The 23,894-nt window shown below is 70.3% G+C and carries 22 protein-coding genes and 1 tRNA gene; 15 read left to right on the forward strand and 8 right to left on the reverse strand.

Annotation, left to right across the window (positions count from 1 at the left end; all coding sequences use genetic code 11):
- The first annotated feature begins 21 nt into the window (after positions 1 to 21).
- Entirely contained in the window at positions 22 to 2,085 is a 2,064-nt protein-coding gene (locus VNJ48_RS20775; protein WP_325605705.1) for an MMPL family transporter, read from the forward strand.
- On the opposite strand, the gene VNJ48_RS20780 is transcribed toward VNJ48_RS20775, so the two are convergent.
- From VNJ48_RS20780 to VNJ48_RS20790, 3 genes are read right to left on the reverse strand one after another with little or no spacing between them, the layout of a single operon-like run.
- Positions 2,075 to 2,605 carry a hypothetical protein gene (locus VNJ48_RS20780; protein WP_325605707.1) on the reverse strand — a complete coding sequence of 177 codons (531 nt, stop codon included), beginning with the start codon at positions 2,603 to 2,605 and terminating at the stop codon, positions 2,075 to 2,077. The genes VNJ48_RS20775 and VNJ48_RS20780 overlap by 11 nt on opposite strands.
- Positions 2,606 to 2,665: 60 nt before the next feature.
- The gene (locus VNJ48_RS20785; RefSeq protein WP_325605708.1) at positions 2,666 to 4,078 is read right to left on the reverse strand and encodes an NAD-dependent malic enzyme; all 1,413 of its coding nucleotides are present in this window, start codon (positions 4,076 to 4,078) and stop codon (positions 2,666 to 2,668) included.
- Positions 4,079 to 4,132: 54 nt separating this feature from the next.
- Entirely contained in the window at positions 4,133 to 4,828 is a 696-nt protein-coding gene (locus VNJ48_RS20790) for an alpha/beta hydrolase (protein ID WP_325605709.1), read from the reverse strand.
- A gap of 48 nt (positions 4,829 to 4,876) precedes the next feature.
- Between VNJ48_RS20790 and VNJ48_RS20795 the strand changes: the two genes are divergently transcribed.
- Positions 4,877 to 5,584 (forward strand): helix-turn-helix transcriptional regulator, encoded by a 708-nt coding sequence (locus VNJ48_RS20795; protein WP_325605710.1) that lies wholly within the window; start codon positions 4,877 to 4,879, stop codon positions 5,582 to 5,584.
- A gap of 3 nt (positions 5,585 to 5,587) precedes the next feature.
- Here the strand turns inward: VNJ48_RS20795 and VNJ48_RS20800 are convergent, their stop codons facing one another.
- From VNJ48_RS20800 to VNJ48_RS20810, 3 genes are read right to left on the reverse strand one after another with little or no spacing between them, the layout of a single operon-like run.
- Complete coding sequence (locus tag VNJ48_RS20800) at positions 5,588 to 6,094, reverse strand: glutathione peroxidase (protein ID WP_325605711.1); 507 nt, start codon at positions 6,092 to 6,094, stop codon at positions 5,588 to 5,590.
- 15 nt (positions 6,095 to 6,109) lie between these two features.
- Positions 6,110 to 6,799 carry a hypothetical protein gene (locus VNJ48_RS20805; protein WP_325605712.1) on the reverse strand — a complete coding sequence of 230 codons (690 nt, stop codon included), beginning with the start codon at positions 6,797 to 6,799 and terminating at the stop codon, positions 6,110 to 6,112.
- Complete coding sequence (locus tag VNJ48_RS20810; protein WP_325605713.1) at positions 6,796 to 7,443, reverse strand: nitroreductase family protein; 648 nt, start codon at positions 7,441 to 7,443, stop codon at positions 6,796 to 6,798. The genes VNJ48_RS20805 and VNJ48_RS20810 overlap by 4 nt, the downstream gene beginning before the upstream one ends.
- 96 nt (positions 7,444 to 7,539) lie before the next feature.
- Between VNJ48_RS20810 and VNJ48_RS20815 the strand changes: the two genes are divergently transcribed.
- The 5 genes from VNJ48_RS20815 (at position 7,540) to VNJ48_RS20835 (ending at position 13,103) form a co-directional block, all read left to right on the forward strand.
- Entirely contained in the window at positions 7,540 to 8,622 is a 1,083-nt protein-coding gene (locus tag VNJ48_RS20815) for a hypothetical protein (protein WP_325605714.1), read from the forward strand.
- Between the two features lie 342 nt (positions 8,623 to 8,964).
- Positions 8,965 to 10,353: a nicotinate phosphoribosyltransferase gene (locus VNJ48_RS20820; protein ID WP_325605715.1), complete on the forward strand. Its 1,389-nt coding sequence runs from the start codon at positions 8,965 to 8,967 to the stop codon at positions 10,351 to 10,353.
- A 1-nt stretch (position 10,354) separates the two neighbouring features.
- Positions 10,355 to 10,972 carry an isochorismatase family protein gene (locus VNJ48_RS20825; RefSeq protein ID WP_325605716.1) on the forward strand — a complete coding sequence of 206 codons (618 nt, stop codon included), beginning with the start codon at positions 10,355 to 10,357 and terminating at the stop codon, positions 10,970 to 10,972.
- A 64-nt stretch (positions 10,973 to 11,036) separates the two neighbouring features.
- The gene (locus tag VNJ48_RS20830; RefSeq protein WP_325605717.1) at positions 11,037 to 11,831 is read left to right on the forward strand and encodes an NUDIX hydrolase; all 795 of its coding nucleotides are present in this window, start codon (positions 11,037 to 11,039) and stop codon (positions 11,829 to 11,831) included.
- A gap of 150 nt (positions 11,832 to 11,981) precedes the next feature.
- Positions 11,982 to 13,103, forward strand: coding sequence for an acyltransferase (locus VNJ48_RS20835; RefSeq protein WP_325605718.1), 1,122 nt, complete (start codon positions 11,982 to 11,984; stop codon positions 13,101 to 13,103).
- On the opposite strand, the gene VNJ48_RS20840 is transcribed toward VNJ48_RS20835, so the two are convergent.
- Positions 13,100 to 14,002 (reverse strand): carbohydrate kinase family protein, encoded by a 903-nt coding sequence (locus tag VNJ48_RS20840; RefSeq protein WP_325605719.1) that lies wholly within the window; start codon positions 14,000 to 14,002, stop codon positions 13,100 to 13,102. The genes VNJ48_RS20835 and VNJ48_RS20840 overlap by 4 nt on opposite strands.
- 141 nt (positions 14,003 to 14,143) lie before the next feature.
- Here VNJ48_RS20840 and VNJ48_RS20845 point away from each other — a divergent pair, with 141 nt between their 5' ends.
- Complete coding sequence (locus VNJ48_RS20845; protein WP_325605720.1) at positions 14,144 to 14,842, forward strand: DUF5995 family protein; 699 nt, start codon at positions 14,144 to 14,146, stop codon at positions 14,840 to 14,842.
- 97 nt (positions 14,843 to 14,939) lie between these two features.
- On the opposite strand, the gene VNJ48_RS20850 is transcribed toward VNJ48_RS20845, so the two are convergent.
- Positions 14,940 to 15,022 (reverse strand) — tRNA-Leu (locus VNJ48_RS20850).
- 213 nt (positions 15,023 to 15,235) lie between these two features.
- Between VNJ48_RS20850 and VNJ48_RS20855 the strand changes: the two genes are divergently transcribed.
- The 7 genes from VNJ48_RS20855 to pknB are packed head-to-tail and all read left to right on the forward strand — an operon-like array spanning position 15,236 to position 23,889.
- A complete protein-coding gene (locus VNJ48_RS20855; protein WP_325605721.1) occupies positions 15,236 to 15,937 on the forward strand; it encodes a DUF3662 and FHA domain-containing protein in 702 nt (233 codons plus the stop codon).
- 3 nt (positions 15,938 to 15,940) lie between these two features.
- The gene (locus tag VNJ48_RS20860; protein WP_325605722.1) at positions 15,941 to 16,423 is read left to right on the forward strand and encodes an FHA domain-containing protein FhaB/FipA; all 483 of its coding nucleotides are present in this window, start codon (positions 15,941 to 15,943) and stop codon (positions 16,421 to 16,423) included.
- A gap of 7 nt (positions 16,424 to 16,430) precedes the next feature.
- Positions 16,431 to 17,687: a PP2C family protein-serine/threonine phosphatase gene (locus VNJ48_RS20865; RefSeq protein WP_325605723.1), complete on the forward strand. Its 1,257-nt coding sequence runs from the start codon at positions 16,431 to 16,433 to the stop codon at positions 17,685 to 17,687.
- Positions 17,680 to 19,077, forward strand: coding sequence for an FtsW/RodA/SpoVE family cell cycle protein (locus VNJ48_RS20870; RefSeq protein WP_325605724.1), 1,398 nt, complete (start codon positions 17,680 to 17,682; stop codon positions 19,075 to 19,077). Before VNJ48_RS20865 ends, VNJ48_RS20870 begins: the two co-directional genes overlap by 8 nt.
- Positions 19,074 to 20,528: a penicillin-binding protein 2 gene (locus VNJ48_RS20875; RefSeq protein ID WP_325605725.1), complete on the forward strand. Its 1,455-nt coding sequence runs from the start codon at positions 19,074 to 19,076 to the stop codon at positions 20,526 to 20,528. Before VNJ48_RS20870 ends, VNJ48_RS20875 begins: the two co-directional genes overlap by 4 nt.
- Positions 20,525 to 22,063: a protein kinase domain-containing protein gene (locus tag VNJ48_RS20880; protein WP_325605726.1), complete on the forward strand. Its 1,539-nt coding sequence runs from the start codon at positions 20,525 to 20,527 to the stop codon at positions 22,061 to 22,063. Before VNJ48_RS20875 ends, VNJ48_RS20880 begins: the two co-directional genes overlap by 4 nt.
- Positions 22,060 to 23,889 carry a Stk1 family PASTA domain-containing Ser/Thr kinase gene (gene pknB, locus VNJ48_RS20885; protein WP_325605727.1) on the forward strand — a complete coding sequence of 610 codons (1,830 nt, stop codon included), beginning with the start codon at positions 22,060 to 22,062 and terminating at the stop codon, positions 23,887 to 23,889. The genes VNJ48_RS20880 and pknB overlap by 4 nt, the downstream gene beginning before the upstream one ends.
- Positions 23,890 to 23,894 lie beyond the last annotated feature (5 nt).

Genomic DNA, 23,894 nt, shown 5'->3' on the forward strand with positions numbered 1-23,894 from the left:
CCCCCCCTGCTCCGCCGACGCGTGGCGTGGCTGGTCGCTGTCCTCCCGCTGCTGCTCGCTGGTGCCCTGATCGCCGGTCTCGGGGAGGGTGAACGCGCCCGAACCAGCCTCGATGCGTTGCCGTCGGGCTTCGACAGCACGCTGGGCACCGAGCTGCGTGACCGGCTCCCCGACGAGGGGGCAGCGACGGCCGTCGTGCTGTGGACCAGCGACGAGGGTGAGCTCGACCAGCAGGCCGTGGCGGATCTCGGTCGCCAGGCCGGGGAGCTCGGCGCCGTACCCACCGGACCGACGGGCCCGGTCTCCCTCGCCGAGGACGGCACCGCGGCGATCGCCATCGTGCCGGTGGAGTCGGCCTCGGCCACCGAGAACGCCGACCGGGTCGAGGAGCTGCGCGCCCAGCTCAGCAGCGACGTGCCGGACGGGATCACCTCTCAGGTGACCGGCCCGGCAGCGGTCCAGGCCGACCTCGCCGCCGTCTTCCAGGGCGCCGACACCAACCTGCTGCTCGTGACCGCGGGCGTGGTGGCCCTGTTGCTGCTGATCACCTACCGCAGCCCGGTGCTGTGGCTGGTCCCGCTCATCGTCGTCGGGACCGCCGACCGGCTCGCAGCGGTCCTCGCCACGCAGGTGATGGCCGGGCTCGACATCGCCTGGGACGAGTCGACGGTCGGCATCCTGTCCGTGCTCGTGTTCGGGGCCGGCACCAACTACGCCTTGCTGCTCATCTCGCGCTACCGCGACGAGCTCCGGACGCACGCCGAACGACGGGTGGCGATGAGCGTCGCCGTACGCCGCACCGCGGAGGCCGTCCTGGCGAGCGCCACCACCGTCTTCCTGGGCCTGTTGACGCTGTTGCTCTCGGTGGTGCCGACCACCCGCGGGCTCGGCCTCACCTGCGCGATCGGCGTCGTCATCGCGGCCGCCTTCGTGCTGGTCGTGCTGCCCGCTGTCCTGGTGCTGTTCGGACGCTGGGTGTTCTGGCCCCGCGTCCCGCATGTCGGCGATCCCGCACTGGTGGACACCGACTCCTTCTGGCACAAGGTCGGCGAGCGGGTGGCCCGCCGCCCCGTGGCCTTCGTGACCGGGACTTCTGTGCTGCTGGCGGTGATGGCGGCCGGCGTCCTGAGCATCGACACCGGCCTGGACCAGGCCGACCAGTTCCTCGTCGAGCCGGAGGCGATCGCCGCCGCGGAGCGCCTGGGCGAGTCGTTCCCGGCCGGGGTCTCCGACCCCACGCAGGTGCTCACCGAGGACGACCCCGAGCGGGTCAGGGACGCGGTCGGTGAGGTGCCGGGTGTGGAGGTCGCCCAGACCACCCAGCAGGGCGCGGGGATCGCGCAGATCGACGCGGTGCTGGGCTCGACCTCGGGCACGCCCGAAGCACGCGCGACGATCGAGGCACTGCGCGACGCCGTGGAGCCCTTCGAGGCCACGCACGTCACCGGCACGGAGGCGAGCGCGATCGACCAGGCCGAGGGCGCCGCTCGCGACCGCCTGCTCATCCTGCCGCTGATCCTCGCCCTGGTGCTGGGCGCGCTCCTCGTCCTGCTGCGCTCCGTCGTCGCCCCGCTGCTGCTGGTGGCGACCGTGCTGGCGACGTACGCCGCAAGCATGGGCGTGTCGTGGTGGATCTTCACCGGACCGCTGGGCTTCGAGGCGCTCGACTCGGGGGTGCCGCTGCTGGCGTTCCTGTTCCTCGTCGCCCTCGGAGTGGACTACAACATCTTCCTGGTGACGCGGGCTCGCGAGGAGGCTCGCCAGCACGGCGCCCGCGGCGGCATGCTGCGGGCGCTGACGTCCACGGGCGGTGTGATCACCAGTGCCGGCATCCTGCTGGCTGCCGTGTTCGCCGTGCTTGGCGTGCTGCCCCTCGTCGTGCTGGCCCAGCTCGGCACGACCATCTGCATCGGGGTGCTGCTCGACACCCTGGTCGTGCGGACGGTCCTCGTGCCGGCGCTTGCTTTTGCGCTGGGCGACCGGTTCTGGTGGCCCAGGAGCGTCAGCGACTCGAGGGCGGGGAGCGTCAGCGACTCGAGGGCGGGGAGCGTCAGCGCCTCAAGGGCGGGGACCGTCAGCGACTGACGGCAGAGGCCGGACCCGGAGTGGCCCGGAAGTGGGCGATCGATCGTGGGTGGAAGAGCAGCGTCGCGCTCGCTGCTCCCGCGACGATGACGACCCCGATGACAGCGAAGACCTCGGGATCAGCTCCTGTCCCCGTCAGCGGCAGGGCCACGGCCTGCCCGATCGCTGGCGCAACCGCGATGAACCGGGACGCGCCATCACCGCGGGCAGCGGTGACGGCGACCACGAGCCAGAGCACGACCCCGGTGAGGGCAAGCGCGACCAACCTCGCGTCGTACGCCAGCACGAAGAGGTCCCAGAAGCTCGTCGGCGGCGGGTCGGGGGCCGCCGCCACTTCCGCCAGCACCCTGTCCCACTCCTCGGGTGTGGCGCCGTCCGGGCGCCCGGGCGGTGGGGGTGGCGGGGGTGGCGCCAAGCTGGCGGGGAAGTCCAGAACGGTCCACAGCAGCGCTGTGAGCCCGGCAGTCAGACCCGCCAGGCCCGCCGCCGCGGTCACGGAGCGCGGCGCAGTCATGGTCATGCCGTCTCCCCGTTGTCGAAGCGGCGCTGGCGGCCGCTTGCGGGCGCCACCCTAGAGAAGTCAGAGCGGTAACGGTTGCTCGGCGGTCGGCGGGGCGGGCGCCTTGCCGCTGATCGCGGACGCGACGCGCTTGGCGACATCGGGGTGGAAGACGCTCGGGATGATGAAGGACGGGTGGAGCTCCTCGTCGCTGACGACCTTCGCGAGGGCGTCGGCCGCGCGGAGCAGCATGTCGACGGTCACGTCCTCGGCGCGAGCGTCGAGCAGGCCGCGGAAGACGCCGGGGAAGGCCAGCACGTTGTTGATCTGGTTGGGATAGTCCGAGCGGCCGCTGGCCACCACGGTGGCGTACTTCGCCGCGGCCGCGGGGTCGACCTCCGGGTCGGGGTTCGCGAGCGCGAAGACGACGGCGTCCTCGGCCATGTCGGCGATCCACTCGGGGTCCAGGATGTTCGGCGCACTCACGCCGACGAAGACGTCGGCTCCCACGAGCACCTCCTGGAGCGACCCGGTCACCCCACGCGGGTTGGTGGCGTCGGCCAGGTCGGCCTGGGCCGGCGGCAGGCTGTCGTCCGTCCCGGCCAGAGCTCCCTGACGATCGACGACCACCACGTCGCCGGCGCCGGCTGCGAGGAGCAGCGTCACGATCGCCGTACCAGCTGCTCCCGCTCCTGAGACGACGATCCGCACGTCGGGCAACTGCTTCTTGACGACCCTCAGCGCGTTGGTCAGCGCGGCCAGGACCACGATGGCGGTGCCGTGCTGGTCGTCGTGGAAGACCGGGATGTCAAGGGACTCACGCAGGCGGCGCTCGATCTCGAAGCAGCGCGGAGCCGCGATGTCCTCGAGGTTGATGCCACCGAAGCCGGGGGCGATCATCTCCACGGCGCGGACGATCTCGTCTGTGTCCTGCGACGCCAGGCAGATCGGCCACGCGTCGATGTCGGCGAACCGCTTGAACAGCGCAGCCTTGCCCTCCATCACGGGCAGCGCTGCGCCGGGACCGATGTTGCCCAGGCCCAGCACCGCGGAGCCGTCGGTGACGACGGCGACCGAGTTGCCCTTGATCGTGAGGCGTCGCACGTCCTCGGGGTTCTCGTGGATCGCCATCGAGACCCGCCCGACGCCCGGCGTGTAGGCCATCGACAGGTCGTCGCGGGTCTTGAGGGGGACCTTGGACTCGACCCGGATCTTGCCGCCGATGTGGAGCAGGAAGGTCCGGTCGGAGACCTTGTAGACCTGCACCCCCTCGATCGCCTCGACGGCGGCCACCAGCTGCTCGGAGTGGGTCTGGTCGGCCGCGGAGCAGGTGACGTCAACGACGAGGCGGTCGTGTCGCGACTCCGCGACGTCGATGGCGGTGACGACCCCGCCCCCGCTCGCCACGGTCGTGGCGACGGTGCCGACCACGCCGTGGTCGGGTGCGGTGTGCAGTCGCATGGTGATCGAGTAGGAGGAAGCTGTGGCGGCCATGCCCGCACCTTCCTCCCCGGCGTGGGTTACGGGCAAGTCACCGGGGTCCCTGTCTCAACCCGCGTTGACGGCGCTCATGAAGCGATCGATCTCGGCCGCCAGCCCGACGGGATCCTCGAGCATGGCCAAGTGGCCGGTTGCGAGCGTCGTCTGCCAGGTCGGGTCGAGGGTCTGTCGAAAGCGGCCCTGGAGGGCTGGCCCGTACTCCCGGTCCGCTGTGAGGGTCACATAGCCGCGGTGGGCGGGACGTTGGTGCTCGGACGAGGTGTCGGTGAAATAGGCGGTGGACTCAGGGGTGAAGTCCGAAACGACGCGGTCGGCCACCGACGTGTCGAGGCCGGATGCGAGGCCGCGCCTGATCGCCGACTCCGGTGGCCGGGTCCCCGCCAGCCGCAGCGCAGCGCCGAAGACGAGCCGTTGCGGGAAGGGCAGAGATGAGACGGCCGACCTTCCGGTCTGCGGCACCACGGCGCTCAACGCCAGGAGACCGGCCACGCGGTCGGGGGCTCGGCGCAGCAGCTCGGCGGCGACCATCCCGCCCGCCGAGTGAGCGACGAGGACGAAGCGGTCTGCGCCGGCGGACTGGAGCGCCGCCGCAGCGTAGTCGGCGACGCCCGCGCCCACAGCGGCCGGTCGTGGCGCCACTGTCGAGGAAGTTGTCGACGGCAACGCACGTCGAGTGGCGTCCCAGACCCACGCAGGGAGACCGGCGCCACTGATGAACAGGACATGGCTGGTGGTGTTTGTCATGACTCGATCATCGATGCGCTCGATGTCACCGTCATGTCACCATTGATCATGAATCGCACCGACCGTCTCTACGCCCTGCGCGAGGAGCTGCGCCGGGCCGGGACACGCGGTCGAACCGCCGAACAGCTCGCCCGGTCCTTCGAGGTGAGCACTCGCACGGTCAAGCGAGACGTCTCGGCGCTGCAGCAGGCGGGGTTCCCGGTGTGGGCACGCCCGGGGCGGATGGGGGGCTATGTCGTTGACCGCGAGGCCACCCTGCCGCCGGTCAATCTCTCGGCAAGCGAGCTCTCGGGACTGGCTGCCGCGGTCGCTGCGCACCGCGGCCAACCGTTCGAGCACCACGCGCGCACTGCGCTGATCAAGCTGCTCAGCGTCATGGTGCCGAGTGAACGACACCGCGCGACGGCCCTTGCCGATCGGGTGTGGCTCGACCGTCCCTCCGGACTGGCCCGAGACGGTTCGACGGGCCGCGCCATCGAGCAGGCGCTGGTGGAACGCCGCGTCGTCGCCCTCACCTCACACGAGTCGGACGATCCAGCGGCCGTCCACGCCCACCCGCAGCTCCTGGCTCACACCGAGGGCCACTGGTTCCTCGCTGCAACCGTCGAACCGCAGGGGGAGGTCCGCTGGTTCCGGCTCGACCTGGTGACGTCGGCGACGCTCACGCGGCAGCAGGCCCTCGACCTGCCGGTCGGAGAAGTCGGCACGCCCCCCTCGTCCGCACGGCCGGTCATCGACAACCTGACCGCAGGGTGATGCCTAGGCGCTCTTGCGACGCTTGCCGCCACCGGCGAGCGCCTTCTCGATCTGGTCGGCCAGCTTGGTCGGGTCCGTCGTCGGCGCGTGCCGGGAGATGACCGTCCCGTCGCGAGCGATCAGGAACTTGGTGAAGTTCCACCTGATCTTGCCGCCCAGCAGGCCGCCCTTCTGCTTGCGCAGCCACGCGAAGAGCGGGTGCGCGCCGTCACCGTTGACCTCGACCTTGGAGAAGAGGGGGAAGTCGACACCGAAGTTGCGCTCGCAGAAGGACGCGATCTCGTCGTCGGCGCCGGGCTCCTGGTGGCCGAACTGGTCGCAGGGGAAACCCAGCACGGTGAAGCCGTCGGCGCCGTACTTGTCCTGCAGCTCCTGCAGACCCTTGTACTGCGGTGTGAAGCCGCAGTTCGAGGCCGTGTTCACCACCAGCACGACCTTTCCGGCGTACGCCGACAGGTCGGTCGCCGTGCCGTCGATGGCGGGCGCGGAGAAATCGTTGATCGTCGTCATGTCTGGCCTTCGTCGTCAGCGGCTTGCCGGATTGGTGGGACCGTTCGGGTTGGTCGCGTGCCGCGCCCGCACCTGGGCCGTCTGCCGGACGTCGACCGCGCTGGCATGACCGTCCAGGACGACTCGCACCAGCCGGTCCTCGAGCTCCAGCAACACCTCGTGCTGGTCGGCCTCGAGCACGTCACCGCTCACCCGGACGGTCCCGTCGTCCAGGTCTTCCCACGAGCCAGCCCCGGCTGCAGGCGAGACGTCCTCGAGCGCCTCGACCGTCACCACCTCGCGCAGCCGCCCACCACGGGAGCGCCACAGGAGGGCCAGCAAGGCCGCCATGACCGCGTCGGCGACCAGCGTGCCGACCAGGCCGGCGGAGCTCCGGATCTCGCCCGTCACGATGGCGCTCTCCGGCTGGTCCTCGAGCGCCGTCACGGCGACCGTCCCGTCCCGCTCGGCCTGTTCGTACGTCGCAGCGTCGACCTCCGCGGACCACTTGCCCTGCTCCGGGTCGACGGACTCCGGCAGGGTGTAGTTCAACCACCAGCTCGGCTCGGCCGAGGTCCCGAGGTTCTTCGCCTCGTTGATCGTGGCCTGGACCTCGACGCCGTTGCGCTCCACCGAGGATCGCGTCCAGGTGGCGAGCACCAAGGGCAGGTTGATCAGCGCGATCACCACGACGAGGAGCACGATGCTGGAGCGGGACATCCTCATGGGTACGGCACCCCCCACGGCTCCACCCAGGTCCCTGCTCGCGCGATCTCGGCGACCTCACGGCGCTCGCGCACCTTCTGGTCGCGCGCCGCGGTCCGCTCGTCGACGTCGGCCGGATCACCCTGGCGGCCGACCGCAATACCGGTCAGCAGCAGGTGGGTGCCGGGAAGCTCCAGGTCCTCGGCCAGCGCCTCGTGGTCGAAGCCGGCGAACTGGTGGGTGTGCAGCCCCATCGAGTGGGCCTGCAGGGTGAGGTGGGCCGCCGCCTGACCGACGTCGTAGAGCGCGTAGTCGCTGTAGGCGGGAGCGTCGACCTCCGTCCCGGTCCTCACGTGCGCGGCAGTGACAAAGACGACGGACGCCCGCGGCACCCAGCCGGAGTTGCCCCTGCTCAGGCGCGCCACGAGCCGGGCATGGTTGGCCGAGCCGCGCTCGCAGACGAAGAGGATCCAGGGCTGCGAGTTGCCGGCGGAGGGCGCCCACTGCGCAGCCGCCAGCAGCTGGTCGATCTCGGGCCGGGTGAGGGTGTGCTCGTCGTCGTACACACTCGGGCTCCAGCGCGACCGCAACGGCTCGGACAGTGCCTCGGCACCCGGTCGCGGGGCGCGAATGGTGGCGGGGGACTGCACAACCGGGCGGGACATGCGTCACAGTATCCGGGCCGGCCCTCGGACGAGGTTTGCGCCTCCCTGGTCCGTGGCACAAAGCATCAAGCAGACCACTTCTCTCAAAGGCTTCCCATGACTCGTCCTTCGCGTTTCAGCTCGCTGGCCATCGTGGCCGTGCTGAGCCTGCTTCTCACCAGCTTCATCAGCTCCCCCGCCCATGCCGGCAAGGACCGCACCAAGGGCAAGGTCAACTACGGCGTGACGTCGTGGGTCGCCGGGACGGCCGGCTACTCGATCTCCGGCAAGGCCAGCGGCCGCAAGGGCCGCAAGGTGCAGCTCCAGGTCAAGTGGTCCGACGGCTGGCACACCATCGACAAGTCGAAGACCAAGAAGAAGGGCAAGTTCACCATCACGGGCACCCTGGACTGGTACGGCGCCCACAAGATGCGCGTCTCGGTGCCGCAGACCCGTCGCGACAGGGCGAAGGTCTTCAAGACCAAGAAGTTCAAGATCGCGACCTCGTGGGTCCCGCGCGGGTCGAGCGCGTCCTACCTGCGGATGAGCTACAAGGGCTACAACTTCCAGTGGAACCCGTGCAAGACCATCAAGTACCGCGTCAACACCGGCTATGCAGGCGAGGCGGCCATCCCCTTCACCCAGGAGGCTGTCACCCGGCTCGAGCGGGCGACGGGGTTCAAGGCCAAGTACGTCGGCACGACCTCGGCGGTGCCGCTGGACGGCAAGCGCTACCCGAAGGGCACCGACATGGTGATCGCCTGGTCGCACCAGAACGACTACCCCGACCTGGTCGCCGCGGTCGGCCGCGGCGGACCGGGTCGCCTGGCCGCGGCGCGTCGCAAGTCCAACAACAAGATCGTCCTGGACATCAAGCAGCCCGGCGTGACGATGAACATGGCGTACGCCGGCGAGTACCCGTTGCTGTACGACTTCCCCACCAACGAGCCGATGGGCCTCGTGCTGATCCACGAGCTCGGCCACGCCTTCGGCCTCGAGCACTTCGCCGACGACATCCAGGTCATGCACCCCGGCGACCGGTCGCCCGCGCTGACGGGCTACCACGCGAACTTCGAGGCAGGTGACCTCGCCGGCCTCCGGGCCCAGGGAGCGCAGGGTGGCTGCCTGAAGCCCTACCGCAAGCGTGGTCGCTACTCCGCGCTCGACCTCAGCGAGATCCCGGACTTCACCCGGGACTAGGACGGACTGCGACGGAGGCCCCGGGGACACCCTCGGGGCCTTCGTCGCGTCCCGATGTACGGCGATGGCGACCGCTGCGCTGCGGACGGCCACTCGGCCGGCCGGCATCGGTGGACAGCACCCGCCGGGGCGGCGACCAGCGGGCGGCCCAACTGGCGGCGGACGACAGGCGATGGGCCGGTCCGACCGTCGCGCTCCGCCAGTTCGCGGGGCTGGAGGCACTTGGCACCCGGGCGGTCGGTGGTCGCCGTACGCCTATCGACTGTCCCTCACTAGCCACAGTTGCCAGACCTCCCTCCTTCGGTTAGACTCAGATTGAGATAAACCGAGGAAGGGAAGCCGTTGACCACCACCAGGACCACCGCCCCGCAGGCCAGCGTTGGCCTGCTCACCGACCGGTACGAGCTCACCATGCTCGCCTCCTTCATCAGGGAGGGCATCGTGGACAAGCCCGCGGTCTTCGAGTGCTTCGCCCGCCGCCTCCCGGCCGGCCGTCGCTACGGGATGCTCGCCGGCCTGGGTCGCCTGCTGCCGCTGATCGAGGACTTCCGCTTCGACGCAGCTGAGGTCCGGTGGCTGGAGGAGGAAGCGGTCATCGACGCGGCCACCGCGAGCTACTTGCGCGACTTCCACTTCTCCGGCGACGTCACCGGTCTGCGTGAGGGCGACCTGTACTTCCCCGGCACCCCGGTCCTCACCGTCGAGGCCACGCTGGGCGAAGGGGTCCTGCTGGAGACCTTGGTCCTGTCGGTGCTCAACCACGACACCGCCATCGCCTCCGCGGCAGCTCGCATGGTCACCGCCGCCGCCGACCGGCCCCTGATCGAGATGGGCAGCCGCCGTACCCACGAGGCGTCCGCGATCGCCGTGGCCCGCGCGGCCTACATCGCCGGGTTCGCCTCGACCTCCAACCTCGCCGCCGGCTACCTGTACGCCGTCCCCACGGTCGGCACCGCCGCCCACGCGTTCACCCTCGCCCACGAGAGCGAGATGGACGCGTTCCGCAGCCAGGTCACCACCCACGGCGCCGGCACCACGCTCCTCGTCGACACCTACGACACCCAGCAGGGGATCCGCAACGCCGTCGCCGCCACTCGCGAGGTCCATCCGGACGCCAACGGACCCGGTGCCGTCCGCCTCGATTCCGGCGACCTCGCCGAGGAGGCGAGGGCCGCCCGCGCCCTGCTGGACAGCCTCGGCGCGACCGACACCCGCATCACCGTCACCTCCGACCTCGACGAATACGTGATCACCGCACTGGCCGACGCCCCCATCGACGGGTATGGCGCCGGCACCCGGGTCGCCACCGGCTCGGGACACCCGACCGCCGGCATGGTCTACAAGCTGGTCTCCATCGAGGGCCGCGACGGCGAGATGCGCCCCGTGGCGAAGAAGGCGTCGGGCAAGGGTTCCGTCGGTGGCCGCAAGACCGTGTGGAGGACCTTCGACGACCACGGCACCATGGCTCGCGAGATCCACGCCGTCGACAACGTCGCCGTGCACGCCGAGACCGGCGAGGAGACCATGCACGTCGCCCAGCTGCCGCTGATGCGTGACGGCCGCACCGTCCACGCCCCGCCGCTGACCACCGTGCGCACCCACGCCGCCGGGTCGCTGGCCCGTCTGCCGCTGGTCGCCCACGACGTCTCCGACGGAGAGCCCGTCATCGTCCCGACCACCGTCCTGCCGACCCGCACCCCCGCGGCGGCAACCGCCCTCCAGGAGGCATGAGATGACCACCACCCGCACCCGCCGCGCGCTCATCGTCGTCGACGTCCAGAACGACTTCGTCGAAGGCGGATCACTCCCCGTCACCGGCGGCCGTGACGTCGCCTCCAAGATCGCCGAGCACCTGCTGTCCAAGCGGGCCGACTACGACCTCATCGTTCCCAGTCGTGACCACCACGACGACCAGTCCGACAACGGCGGTCACTTCCATGCCCCCGGTGTCGACCCGGACTTCACCGACACCTGGCCGGTCCACTGTGTCGCGGGCACGTATGGCGCCCAGTGGGCCGACGAGATCGGCGCGGCCCTCCGGCACACCGCGGACGGCCTCGTCAGCAAGGGCCAGGGCGAGGCCGCCTACTCCGCCTTCGAGGGCGTCGACCAGGACGGCCACTCGCTGGACGCGCTGCTGCACGCCGCCGCGATCACCGACGTGGACATCTGCGGGATCGCGACCGACTACTGCGTCAAGGCCACGGCGCTCGACGCGGTCCGCCTCGGCTTCCGTGCCCGGCTGCTCCCCGGCCTGCACGCCGGGGTCGCCCCCGAGACCACCGGGGCAGCGATCGCCGAGATGGCCGGCCGCGGTGTCGAGGTCGCTGAAGGGGCGTCGAAACCGTGAGCCAGCATCTCGACCTCGACCTCGACCTCGACCCCGGACCCACCCAGCCTGCGAAGGACACCGCATGAGCACCCAGCCCACCTCGCCGGTCAGCGACCAGCACCCGGCCAACTACGACGCCTCGAAGTACCCCACCGTCTTCGTCACCGTCGACCTGGCGATCTTCACGATGCGCCAGGGCGTCCTGTCCGTGCTGCTCATCGAGCGCGACGACGAGCCGTACGCCGGATGCTGGGCGCTGCCCGGCGGGTTCATCGAGCCTGACGAGGACGCCGGCGCCGCGGCCTGGCGCGAGCTCGCGGAAGAGACCGGCGTCGAGCAGTTCCCCGGTCACCTGGAGCAGCTGCGCACCTACTCAGACCCCAAGCGCGACCCTCGCCACCGCATCGTCTCCATCGCGCACGTCGCCTTCGCCCCCGACCTGCCTGAGCCGAAGGCCGGCTCGGATGCCCGTTCCGCGCGCTGGTGGGCCGTCGAGGACGTGTTGGCAGAGCCCGACCTGGGTGCCGAGGACGGCGGTGTGCCGGCGTTGGCCTTCGACCACGCCGTGATCCTGGCCGACGCCCTGGAGCGGGTCCGCTCGAAGATCGAGTACACCACCTTGGCCACCCAGTTCGTCGACGAGCCGTTCACCCTGCCCGAGCTGCACCGCGTCTACAAGGGCGTGTGGGGAGTCGAGCCGCACCTGGGCAACTTCCGCCGCAAGGTCCTGAAGACCAAGGGCTTCGTCGAGCCGGTCGTCGGCAAGGGCGACACCGGAGCCGAGGGCGGTCGGCCGCCGCAGCTCTACCGACGCGGTCCTGCCGAGGTCCTCCAGCCGGCGATGCTGCGCCCCGGCGCCGAAGGAGACACCGACTGACCTCGCTCGCGCGCTTCGGTCGCGGAGAGGTCTCAGCTGGGTCTCAGGCAGGTCTCAAGGGCGCCGGCGCTGTGCCACTGGGGGTGCATCGGCGCTAGCCTCGCAGTGGCTGACGGGCTGTTGCTCTCGGCGTCAATGATCGGGGGACCCATGAGCCAGCCGACCCCCCGTGCGCACGTCGACAGCGGGAGATCCGCCTGGGCGGACACGGCCAAGGCCTTGTCCATCATCCTGGTCGTGCTGCACCACACCGTCGGCAAGCACCTCGGCTTCGTCACACCGACGCCTTTCCTCGGCATCGAGGCCGTCTGGGTCGAGCTCACCTATGCGCTGAAGCCCGTGCGGATGCCGCTGTTCTTCATCGTGTCCGGCCTGTTCGCCGGGTCGGCGCTGACGCGGCCGTGGCACGACGTGGTGCGCAAGCGCGTCGTGAACATCTACTACCTGTACGCGCTCTGGCTGGCCATCCACATGGGCGTCTTCCTCGTCTTCGACGAGCTCCCGATGAACCGGACCAGCGACTGGGCCGACCTGGTCACCGACCTCGTCGTCGCCTCGACCGGGCTGTGGTACCTCTACGCACTGGTCGTCTACTTCCTGGCCGCCCGACTGCTGTCCCGGGTCGACGCCCGCATCGTCGTGGGGCTGGCGACCGCCTTGGCGCTGGCCACCCCGTCGTTCGGGATCGAGGCGGCCAACCGCGAGTCGCTGCTGCAGCACTTCGTCTTCTTCGTCTTCGCCGCGCGCTTCCCGGCCCTGATCGTCGCCTTGTCCCGGCTCCAGCCGCGGTCGATCCTTCTCGTCGCTGGGGCAGCGGCCGCGGTGCTGGTGGTCCCGGTAGTGCTGGGTGTGGGCGGCGTGCCGAACAGGTTCCTCATCAGCGTCCTTGCCATACCCCTCGCGGTCAGGGGCTCTGCCGCACTGGCGGAGTGGCGGCCTGCTGCTCGGCTGGGCACGTTCCTCGGTCAGCGCACCCTGTCGATCTACATCCTCCACGTGCCGGTGCTGGCCGTCCTGCACTCGCTGTTCCTCGAGCCCCTGCGGTTCGAGGAAACAGGCCTCGTCTCGGTTGCAGCGCTCATCTTGTATCCGCTCGCGGCCACCTGCGTCATCGTCCTGGTCTGCCTGGGGGTCGAACGCGTGCTGGATCGCGCCGGCTTCGAATGGTTGTTCGCAGCACCTTCGGGCCAGGACGCCCCACCGATCCTCGAGCAGGTGGCTCACACGCCCCGCCCGTCTGCCGCTCCGCGCCGGCCGATGAACTACCGCTAGCCGTCAGGGCACTCACGGGTCCAGTCCGAGCCGGGAGGCTTCAGGATCGGGTTGAGCTGGGTCGTGCCCAAGGACCGCGCGGCCTGCCGAGCCCCCGCCCGAAGTGCGCCCGCGATGTCGGCGCCGTCGAGGTGAGCCACCAGGAAGCCGGCCATGAAACCGTCCCCGGCGCCGTTGGTGTCGACCACGTCGGGCACGGGTTCGGCGCGAACGTGGTGGTGAAGTCCCTGGGCGTCGACCGCCACGGCCCCCTCGGCCCCGAGCGTGCACACGGCGATCCGAGCCCCGCGGTCCACGCACGTCCGCAGGAACTCCTGCGGCGGCGCATCCAGCTTGTCAGCATTCATGAAGACGAACTCCGCCGCGTCGAGGAACGGCGCGTGGAAGTCGCTCGTGCCGTCGTAGTCATGGACATCGGTCCAGACTGGGACGCCGAGCGCTGCGACCGCCTCGATCACGTCCCGAGACGGCTGGGAGAGGTCCAGCACGACCGCGCGAGCGAGCGTGACCGCGTCGAGCAGGCGGGACACGGCGCAGCTCGACATCGTGGCGTCGGGCGTGACAGGCACGTCCAGATAGATGGAGACCCGGCCGCCGACGCGGTCCATCAGGTTGAGGTGGCGTTCGCTCGGCCCCTCGACATGACTCGCGACGACGGGGATGCCCGCGTGGAGGAGTGCCGCTTCGATGGAATCTGCAGCGGCGTCCGTGCCGAGGACCGTGTGCAGCTCCACGTCTACGCCCAGGTCTCGCAGGTGCGCTGCCTTGCCGGCCGACGTCCCGCCGAGCAGCTCGCGGTGGGCGTCGGCGAACCGCATGTGGGGCCTCGGGGGTGGCAGCTCGTCCAGGTCGACGACCAGGTTCCACGATGCGGGCCCGTGGACGACGACGTCGGCCATGGAGTCCTCCTTTGCCACTGTTGTGTCGGCCTCGCGGGCCATGGCAGGGCACTGTATGCGCGCTACCTGCATTCGCCTGCGGACACAGCGCCCGCGGCCTACGCTTCGCGGTGAAGCCCTTCATCGCGGAAGGCGGTCAGCATGGGCGCGGACGTCGTGGCAGTGGGCAACGCACGCACGATCGACGAAGTGGTCGACATGATGACCGCCATCGACGGTGCCCTCCCTCGTGACGACGGGGTCGCAACCTTCAACAGGATGTACACGCAGGTCACGCGGCTGGTCCGAGACGCTGTGGACCTCGGTGACTTCCAGGCCGGGGAGTTCCTCGAGCGGCTCGATGTCCACTTCGCCAACCTGTTCTTCGCGGCCTACGCCGCCGATGCCGCCCGGGAGCAGGTGCCGCGCGCCTGGGCTCCCCTTTTCGAGGCGCGCGCCCGGCCGGAGACCCATCCCATCCAGTTTGCTCTCGCCGGGATGAACGCCCACATCTCGCACGACCTACCTTTCGCCGTCGTGGCCACCTGCCGCGAGTTGGGTGTCGTCCCGGACGAAGACACTCCGGAGCACCTGGACTACACGCAGACGAATGAGGTGCTTGCGGAGGCATCGGTCGAGATCAAGAGCTGGTTCTCCACCGGCGCGGTCGCGACGCTCGACGAGCTCGGCGGCCGGGTCGACGACGGGTTCGCCATGTTCGGCATCCACCTCGCGCGAGCCGCTGCCTGGCAGTGCTCGCAGATGGTCTGGATGCTCAACGACAACCCGCGGATGGACACTTACTTCCGCGAGAACCTGGGTCGAGGCGTGGAGATGACCAGCCGCGGCATCCTGCTCTGACGCGTGGCAACAAGAAAGGGCTTCTCACCTCGTGTCCCGAGGTCAGAAGCCCTTGCCAGTCACATCGAGCGTTCAGACGAACCTGAACCACTCTCGGTGCGCGAGGGGGGATTTGAACCCCCACGCCCTTTCGGACACTGGCACCTGAAGCCAGCGCGTCTGCCGTTCCGCCACTCGCGCAAAAGAAGCGTGCACAGGCTATCCCACGGCCTCCGGGGGTCCCAATCGGACGGGTGAGGTGGGAGGCGCGCCGTCCACCAGAGGGGCCGACCGGTGTCTGGTGAGTACGATCGGCGACACTTGCCTCACCCCTCGGCCCCGGCGGCTGGTGTCGCCTCGCGCCGTCCGCGCATCCCTGTTACCCCTGAAACCCGGAGAGGAGGCGCTGGATCCATGAACGCCCTGCAACGCTTCGAGCACAAGCTGGAGCAGATGATCTCCGGCGCCTTCGCCCGCGCCTTCCGCAGCGCCGTGCAGCCGGTCGAGATCGCCGCCGCGCTGCAGCGCGAGTGCGACAACAACGCGCAGATCCTCAGCCGGGACCGGCGGCTGGTCCCCAACACCTTCCACGTCGAGCTCGCAGCCGTCGACCTCGAGCGCCTGGAGGGGTACGGCGACGCGATGAGCCGCGAGCTCATCGACCAGCTCAAGGACCACGCTGACTCGCAGGGCTACGTCTTCGCCGGGCCGGTCACGGTCGGCTTCGAGGCGGCTGACGACCTCACCACCGGGCGCTTCCGCATCCGCAGCCAGGCCGAGGCGAAGGTCACCGACAACGACCACCACACGCGGACGAGGTCGGCGAAGGCCGTCCTCGACGTCAACGGCACCCGCCACCCGCTCCGGGGGCCCAGCCTGGTGGTCGGTCGCGGCACCGATGCCGACCTGCGCATCGACGACCCCGGCGTGAGTCGTCGGCACATCGAGTTCCTCGTCAACGGCGACGACCTTGAGGTCGTCGACCTCGGCTCGACCAACGGCATGCTCGTCGACGGCACCAAGGTCCCCCGCGCCGCCTTGCGCGACGGCACCCAGGTCAAGATCGGCCGTACGACGATGACGGTCCATCTCACCGACACCGACGGCAGGGACTGACGCGTGTCCGAACTCACCCTCTTCCTGATCCGCTTCGCCTACCTGGCGATCCTGTGGATCTTCGTCCTCTCGGCCATCTCGGTCATCCGCTCCGACATGTTCGGCGCACGCGTCCCCGAGACCGCCCGGGACGCGGCACCGGCACGCGGCAAGGCGGGCAAGCCCAAGGCCAAGGCGTCGACGCCGCGCCGCGGATCGCCGACCCACCTGATCGTGGTCGAGGGCGACAACGTGGGCGCTCGCGCCGAGCTGTCGCAGGCACCCCTGCTCATCGGGCGCGGCAGCGACGCCGCGATCAAGCTGGACGACGACTACGTCTCCACCCGGCACGCTCGGGTCGCGGCCAGCGGTGACGAGTGGTTCGTGGAGGACCTCGGCTCGACCAACGGCACCTACGTCGGCGCCGGGCGCATCACCCAGCCCACCACCATCGGGCTCGGCATCCAGGTGCGCATCGGCAAGACGATCCTCGAGCTGCGGAAGTGAGGGCAGGGTGACCGACACCGAGGGGCTCTTCCTCCACTACTCCGCGATCTCCGACGTCGGCCGGATCCGCAAGGACAACCAGGATTCCGGATACGCCGGGCCGTGGTTGTTGACCGTCTGCGACGGGGTCGGCGGCGCCGTCCGTGGCGACCTGGCGTCGGCCACCGCGGTCCAGGCCCTGCGCAAGCTCGATGCGCGACCCAGCGACGACCTCCTCGGTCAGGTCGCCGGCGCCATCCACCGTGCCAACGACCGGATCTCCGAGCTCATCGACGAGGACCCCGCACTCAACGGCACCAGCACCACGGCCTCCGTGCTGCTCTTCGACGGCACTAAGGTCGCGGTCGGACACCTCGGTGACAGCCGGGCCTACCTCATGCGCGACGGTGAGCTGCGCCAGCTCACCCACGACCACACCTTCGTCCAGAGCCTCATCGACGAGGGCCGGATCACCGAGGAGCAGTCGCGGACCCACCCGCACCGCAACCTCATTCTCAAGGCCGTCGACGGGATCCGGCACGAGGAGCCCGACCTCTTCGAGGTCCCCGTCCAGGTCGGGGACCGGCTCTTCGTGTGCAGCGACGGCGCCTGCGGTGTCCTGACCGACGACCGGATGGCCGACATCCTGCGCACCGGCTCCCCTGACTACGCCGCGGTCGAGATCGTCCGGGCCAGTCTTGAGGCCGGCAGCAGCGACAACGTGACCTGCGTCGTGGCAGAGGTCGTCGCCAGTCTCCCCGACCCCCCGCTCCAGCCGCTGCTCGTCGGCGCCGCTGCCGAGCTGCCGCGCACGCTCACCGGCGACGGCTCGACGAAGAGCCGGGGCGCGCGCGGCCACCAGTCGGGCGACACCGGTGAGCTCGACGCGGTGCCCGCCTCGCCCGACCCGGTCGAGCCCGTCGACCCCGAGGCGGCCCGCTACGCCCCGCGGCCGCCGGCTCGCTTCACCTGGCTCAAGCGACTGCTCGCGACCGCGGTCGTGCTGGGTCTGGCGTGGATCGCGCTGGCCTTCGCGTGGTCCTGGAGCCAGAGCCAGTTCTACGTCGGCGTCGAGGACGGCAAGGTGACGATCTTCCGCGGCCTCAACGCCCAGATCCCCGGCGTGGACGTGGCGCACCCCTACGAAGTCAGCGACATCGACCTCGACAACCTCAGCGAGATCGACGCCGACACCCTCACCGGCGGGATCGAGGCAACCGACCTCGAGGACGCCCGCGCCACGGTGGAGAACTACGCCGACCGCCAGGACGTCCCGGATGAGTGATCCTGGCGCCCCGGGCTTCGTGCACCGCCGACGACGCGGCGCCGAGCTCTTCCTGCTCCTGGCCGCGCTGGTGGTCGGCATCGGCGCCTACGTCGCGGTCGGCCTCGGCGTCGAGGGCACGGTCCCGGCCGACATCATCGGCTACAGCGGCTGGCTCGCTGCGCTGACGATCGCGGCCCACGTCGCGGTGCGGCTGGTGGCGCCGTACGCCGATCCCGTGCTCCTGCCCCTCGTGGCAGCGCTCAACGGGCTGGGTCTTGCGGTCATCCACCGGCTCGACCTCGCCTACGAAGCGGCCGACAAGCCCCACACCTTCGCCCAGCAACAGCTCACCTGGATGACGCTGGGCATCGCCCTCTTCATCGTCACCATCGTCGTGCTGCGCGACCACCGCAGCCTGCAGCGGCTGACCTACACGGCCGGCCTTGCCGGCATCGCGCTGCTGCTGCTGCCCTTCCTGCCGGTCATCGGCAACCCCAAGAACGGCGCCAACATCTGGATCAACGTCGCCGGCTTCAGCTTCCAGCCCGGCGAGGTCACCAAGCTCCTCCTGGTGATCGCCTTCTCCGGGTACCTCGTCCGCCACCGCGACGCACTCGCGCTCGCCGGTCGCCGGGTGCTGTTCATCGACCTGCCGCGCGGTCGCGACCTCGGCCCGATCCTGGCCATGTTCATGGTCTCGATGATGATCCTGGTGCTGCAGAACGACCTCGGCTCATCGTTGCTCTTCTTCGGCCTCTTCCTGGTCATGCTCTACGTCGCGACCGAGCGCCCGGGGTGGCTGCTGGTGGGCGGGCTGCTGTTCGGTGCCGGCGCATTCGCGGCGTACACGTTCGTCGGCAACGTGCAGAACCGCTTCAACATCTGGCTGAACCCGATGGACTACTACTACGAGTCGCCGGGGAGCTTCCAGCCGGTCGAGGCCCTCTTCGGCCTGGGCTGGGGCGGGCTGATCGGCCGTGGCTTCGGCGAGGGCACCCCTGAGCGGATCATCTACGCCGAGTCCGACTACATCATCGCTGCGATCGGCGAGGAGCTCGGGCTGACCGCCGTCATGGCCGTCATCATCTGCTACGGCCTGATCGTCGAGCGCGCGTTGCGCATCGCCCTGATCTCCCGCGACGGCTTCGGCAAGCTGATGGCCGTCGGGCTCGGCAGCATCGTGGCGCTGCAGGTCTTCGTCGTCATCGGTGGTGTCACCGGGCTGGTCCCGCTCACGGGTCTGACGACGCCGTTCCTGTCGTACGGCGGGTCGTCGCTGGTCGCCAACTGGGTGATCATCGCGCTGCTCATCCGCATCTCCGACCAGGCCCGACGGCCCATCCCGCGGATGATCGACCTGAGCGGCACCTTCGACAGCGAGACCACCCAGGTGGTGAAGCTGACGTGAACAAGCCGATCCGCACCATCTCGGTCTTCTGCCTGCTGCTGTTCCTGGCGCTGCTGGTCAACGCCTCCTACGTCATGTACTTCCGCGCCGACGAGCTCGCCGCGGACGCCAAGAACCGGCGCGTGATCAACGCAGCCTTCTCCCGTGAGCGTGGCGCGATCCTGGTGGGCAAGGAGCCGGTCGCCCGCAGCGTCCCCTCGGATGACAAGTACGAGTTCCAGCGGACCTACCCGCAGCCGTTCATGTACGCACCGATCACGGGCTACTTCGCCTACTACTCCCAGACCGGCATCGAACGCTCCCAGAGCGGCGTGCTCTCCGGTGACGACGAGCGCCTCTTCGTCACCCGCCTCGTCGACATGCTGAGCAACGCCGAGCCCAAGGGCGGCAACGTCGAGCTGACCATCGACCCGGCCGCGCAGGCCGCCGCGTTCGACGGGCTGCAAGCCCTCCCGGGCGCGAAGGGCGCCGTGGTCGCGCTCGAGCCGAGCACCGGCAAGGTGCTGGCCATGGTCTCGAGCCCGACGTTCGACCCCAACCTCCTGGCTTCGCACGACCTCGGTGCCGTCGAGGACGAGTCGACGCGCCTCGAGGAGGACCCGGCGACGCCCCTCATCAACCGCACCGTCGGGACGACGCTGCCACCCGGCTCGACCTTCAAGCTGGTCACTGCGGCTGCAGCCATCGAGTCGGGCAACTACGACAAGGACTCCCTCGTCCCCGGGGGCTTCAAGTTCCAGCTCCCGCAGTCGGACAGCAAGGTCGGCAACTACGACCAGGGCAACTGCGGCGGCGACAAGATCACCCTGACCCAGGCGCTGGAGGTCTCCTGCAACGTCACCTTCCTCAGCCTGGCCAACGAGCTCGGCGCGGAGGCGATGACCGAGCAGGCCGAGGCGTTCGGCTTCAACTCGACGGCGCTCGAGGACCTGCCCGGCCAAGCTCCCTCGCTCTACCCTGAGATGGATGCGCCGCAGACGTCCCTGTCGGGGATCGGCCAGTCCAGCGTCACGGCCACTCCCCTGCAGATGGCCATGGTCGCCGCCGGGATCGCCAACGACGGTCAGGTCATGCGGCCCTACCTCGTCGACGAGGTACGCGCGCCCAACGCCTCGCTGCTGGACAAGACCGATGAGTCGACGTACTCCCAGGCGGTCTCGAGCGACACCGCCGACGAGCTGACCGAGATGATGGTGTCCACCGTCGACAACGGCACGGCCGCCGTTGCGGCCATCCCGGGAGTCCGGGTGGCCGGCAAGACCGGCACCGCCCAGTCGAGCGGCGACCGCCCGCCGTACGCCTGGTTCGTCTCCTTCGCCCCCGCCGACGACCCCCAGGTCGCCGTCGCCGTGCTGGTGGAGGCCAGTGAGACCGCCCGCGACGAGATCGCCGGCGGCACGCTGGGCGGGCCGATCGCCAAGGCCATCATGGAGGCGGTGATGGCCCCGTGAATGCCCCAGTGACTCCCGAGCACGACCACTTCGCCGACGACGCCCGCCGCTACGCCCTCGTCGCCCGGATCGCCACCGGCGGCATGGGCGAGGTCTGGCGCGGTCGCGACCAGGTGCTGGGTCGGCCGGTCGCCGTGAAGCTGCTGAAGGCGGAGTTTGCCGACGACGCGCTCTTTCGTCGGCGGTTCGAGACCGAAGCCCAGCACGCCGCGTCGCTCCACCACCCCGGCATCGCCGGCGTCTTCGACTTCGGTGAGGCCTCCCCGCGCGACGGGTCAAGCACCCCGCGTCCCTACCTCGTGATGGAGCTCGTCGAGGGCCAGCCGCTCTCCGACCTGCTGCGCCCGAGCGCCCCGATGGACCCCGACGTCACGCGCGACCTGATGGCGCAGACCGCCGACGCGCTGGGTGCCGCTCACCGGGCCGGCATCGTTCACCGCGACGTGAAGCCGGGCAACCTCATCGTCACCCCTGACCGCCGGATCAAGGTCACCGACTTCGGCATCGCGCGCGCCGCCGAGGGACTGGCCCTGACCCAGACCGGTCAGGTGATGGGCACCCCTGCCTACATCTCGCCCGAGCAGGCCGAGGGCGGGACGGCGACCGCCGCGTCCGACGTCTACAGCCTCGGGGTCGTCGCATTCGAGTGCCTGGTGGGCCGGCGACCCTTCGTCGCCGACTCCGCCGTCGCCACCGCCCTGGCCCACCTGCGCCAGCCCGTCCCGGAGATCCCGGACCACGTCCCCGGTCCGCTGGCGGCCGTGGTGACCCGAGCGCTGGCCAAGCAACCGTCTGAGAGGTACGCCGACGGCGCAGCCTTCGCCGTCGCGCTCCGTGACCCGGAGTCGGCCGTCGGTCCAGCCTCCACGACGGCGCAGGCCCCGACCCAGGTCATGGGCGCAGCCGCTGCCCCGGCACCCACGCAGGTCCTGCCCGCCGCGGCCCCGGTCGCCCAGACCACGACCACCCGCGAGTCGGCTCCTCCGCCGGCGAACGGTGGCGCTCGGCGTACGAACTGGTTGCCCTGGGCACTCCTGGCGGCGGTCGTCGTCGCCGGTGCGCTGATCATCTGGCAGCTCAGCTCCGCTGACGACGCCGACGACGCCCGGGACCCCGTGACGACCCCGTCCCAGAGCAACCGCACCCAGACCGAGCCGCCGGCCGAGACCGCCACCGAGACGCCCACGGAGCCTCCTGCCGAGTCGGACATCGAGGTGGACGAGGCGGACTACGTCGGCTCCGACCTCAAGGACGCCGAGGCCAGGCTGCGCGAGCTCGGCCTCGAGGTGGACAAGGAGAAGCTCGACAACCCCGGCGACCAGGTCGAGGACACCGTCGCCGGAGTGGACCCCACGGGACAGTTGGTCGAGGGCGACACCGTCACGTTGACCTACTGGGGCAAGTCGACAGGCAAGCCCGAGGACGATGAGAAGGGGCCCAAGTCCGCCCCGGCGCCCACCGGAGCCCCCCTCGCAGCAACCTACGCAGCCGCCACCCCACCGAGCCTTCACCACACGAGTGAGAGACGACCATGAGCACTGAGCCGACCGTGATCGGCGGCCGATACGAGCTCGGCGAGCTGCTGGGCCGTGGTGGCATGGCCGAGGTCCGCAAGGCCCGCGACACCCGGCTGGGTCGGACCGTCGCGGTCAAGCGACTGCGCACCGACCTGGCCAGCGACGCGACCTTCCAGGCGCGGTTCCGACGCGAGGCGCAGTCGTCGGCCTCGCTCAACCACCCCTCGATCGTGTCCGTCTACGACACGGGCGAAGAGATGTCGACCGACGGCTCGGACGTCGCCCAGCCCTACATCGTGATGGAGTGCGTGCAGGGCCGGACGCTGCGCGACATCATCCGCGAGGGGCGCAAGATCCTGCCCGAGCGCGCGCTCGAGATCACCAGCGACGTGCTGGCCGCCCTCGACTACAGCCACCGCACCGGCATCATCCACCGCGACATCAAGCCCGCCAACGTGATGCTCACCCCGACCGGCGACGTCAAGGTGATGGACTTCGGCATCGCCCGGGCCGTCTCCGACGCGAGCTCGACGATGACCCAGACCGCCGCCGTGGTCGGTACGGCGCAGTACCTCTCACCGGAGCAGGCGCGTGGTGAGACCGTCGACTCGCGCTCGGACGTCTACTCCACCGGCTGCCTGCTCTACGAGCTCCTCACCGGGCGACCGCCCTTCGTCGGAGACAGCCCGGTCGCGGTGGCCTACCAGCACGTGCGCGAGAACCCCTCGCCGCCGTCGGACCACGACGACCAGCTGGACGCGGAGATCGACGCGATCGTGCTGAAGTCGCTGGCCAAGCGGGTCGAGGACCGCTACCAGAGCTCGGCGGCCATGCGAGCCGACATCGAGCGCTACCTCGCCGGGCAGGCGGTCCAGGCCGCACCGCCCCCCTTGGCGGGCTCCGACGATGCCGGCCCCACGACGGCCGCGACCGCCCTGATCCCCGCCGCGGTGGCCACCGGCAGCTCGCCGGCCGGACCGCGGCCCGGGCAATCCGGCTCCCGCACCGGGCTGCTGTTCTTCATCGCCTTCCTCGTCGTGGCACTCATCACCGCGGCTGCCCTGACCCTGCCCAGCCTGTTTGAGGAGCCGGTGGATGACGAACAGGTCCCGAACCTGATCGGCCTGACCGAGCGCGAAGCACGTACGGCCATCCGGGAGGCCGGGCTGAGCGTCGGCACCGTCCGCACCGAGGCATCGCAGACCGTACCTGTGGACCAGGTCATCAACCAGAACCCCAACCGCGCCACCTACGTCGAGCCCGGCAGTGCTGTGGGCTTCACGATCTCCCTCGGACCGCCGGAGGTCGAGGTGCCCTATGTCCTCGGCCAGCCCAAGGAGAGTGCGCGGACCTTGCTGGAGGGCAACGACCTCAAGGTCAAGCTCGTCGACGAGGAGTCCGACCAGCCCAAGGACACGGTTGTGCGCACCGAGCCGGAGAGCGGCCAGCAGGTGGCGGAGGGGACCACGGTGACGCTCTTCGTCTCCTTGGGCCCCAACGAGGTGCCCAGCGTCGTCGGCTTCAAGCAGGCGGCCGCCGAGAGCGCGCTGCGTGCGGCCGGCTTCGACGTCGAGGTGGTCACGACCGCCGAGACGACCGAGCCGAAGGGGACGGTGGTCCGTCAGATCCCCGACGGGGGCACGGCCGACCAGGGCGACACCATCACCATCTTCGTCTCGACCTTCGTCCCGCCGAAGCCGACGCCGACACCGACGCCGACCGAGACCCCGACGATCCCGGTCCCCACCGAGACCCCCACGATCCCGGTCCCCACCGAGACCCCCACGCCGACCGCGGTGCCCACCACGCCGGCGCCCACCCCGTCTGCCCGCCAGCGGCGCTGATCAGG

This window comes from Nocardioides sp. (assembly GCF_035576065.1).
GTDB lineage: Bacteria > Actinomycetota > Actinomycetes > Propionibacteriales > Nocardioidaceae > Nocardioides.

What these genes read in the sequence shown, in the direction of transcription:
- pknB (WP_325605727.1), top strand. Translation starts at nt 22,060, where the DNA reads ATGAGCACTGAGCCGACCGTGATCGGCGGCCGATACGAGCTCGGCGAG.
- VNJ48_RS20830 (WP_325605717.1), top strand. Translation starts at nt 11,037, where the DNA reads ATGAGCACCCAGCCCACCTCGCCGGTCAGCGACCAGCACCCGGCCAAC.
- VNJ48_RS20825 (WP_325605716.1), top strand. Translation starts at nt 10,355, where the DNA reads ATGACCACCACCCGCACCCGCCGCGCGCTCATCGTCGTCGACGTCCAG.
- VNJ48_RS20870 (WP_325605724.1), top strand. Translation starts at nt 17,680, where the DNA reads ATGAGTGATCCTGGCGCCCCGGGCTTCGTGCACCGCCGACGACGCGGC.
- VNJ48_RS20795 (WP_325605710.1), top strand. Translation starts at nt 4,877, where the DNA reads ATGAATCGCACCGACCGTCTCTACGCCCTGCGCGAGGAGCTGCGCCGG.
- VNJ48_RS20835 (WP_325605718.1), top strand. Translation starts at nt 11,982, where the DNA reads ATGAGCCAGCCGACCCCCCGTGCGCACGTCGACAGCGGGAGATCCGCC.
- VNJ48_RS20785 (WP_325605708.1), bottom strand. Translation starts at nt 4,078, where the DNA reads ATGGCCGCCACAGCTTCCTCCTACTCGATCACCATGCGACTGCACACC.
- VNJ48_RS20845 (WP_325605720.1), top strand. Translation starts at nt 14,144, where the DNA reads ATGGGCGCGGACGTCGTGGCAGTGGGCAACGCACGCACGATCGACGAA.
- VNJ48_RS20815 (WP_325605714.1), top strand. Translation starts at nt 7,540, where the DNA reads ATGACTCGTCCTTCGCGTTTCAGCTCGCTGGCCATCGTGGCCGTGCTG.
- VNJ48_RS20780 (WP_325605707.1), bottom strand. Translation starts at nt 2,605, where the DNA reads ATGACCATGACTGCGCCGCGCTCCGTGACCGCGGCGGCGGGCCTGGCG.
- VNJ48_RS20800 (WP_325605711.1), bottom strand. Translation starts at nt 6,094, where the DNA reads ATGACGACGATCAACGATTTCTCCGCGCCCGCCATCGACGGCACGGCG.
- VNJ48_RS20840 (WP_325605719.1), bottom strand. Translation starts at nt 14,002, where the DNA reads ATGGCCGACGTCGTCGTCCACGGGCCCGCATCGTGGAACCTGGTCGTC.
- VNJ48_RS20810 (WP_325605713.1), bottom strand. Translation starts at nt 7,443, where the DNA reads ATGTCCCGCCCGGTTGTGCAGTCCCCCGCCACCATTCGCGCCCCGCGA.
- VNJ48_RS20805 (WP_325605712.1), bottom strand. Translation starts at nt 6,799, where the DNA reads ATGAGGATGTCCCGCTCCAGCATCGTGCTCCTCGTCGTGGTGATCGCG.
- VNJ48_RS20855 (WP_325605721.1), top strand. Translation starts at nt 15,236, where the DNA reads ATGAACGCCCTGCAACGCTTCGAGCACAAGCTGGAGCAGATGATCTCC.
- VNJ48_RS20790 (WP_325605709.1), bottom strand. Translation starts at nt 4,828, where the DNA reads ATGACAAACACCACCAGCCATGTCCTGTTCATCAGTGGCGCCGGTCTC.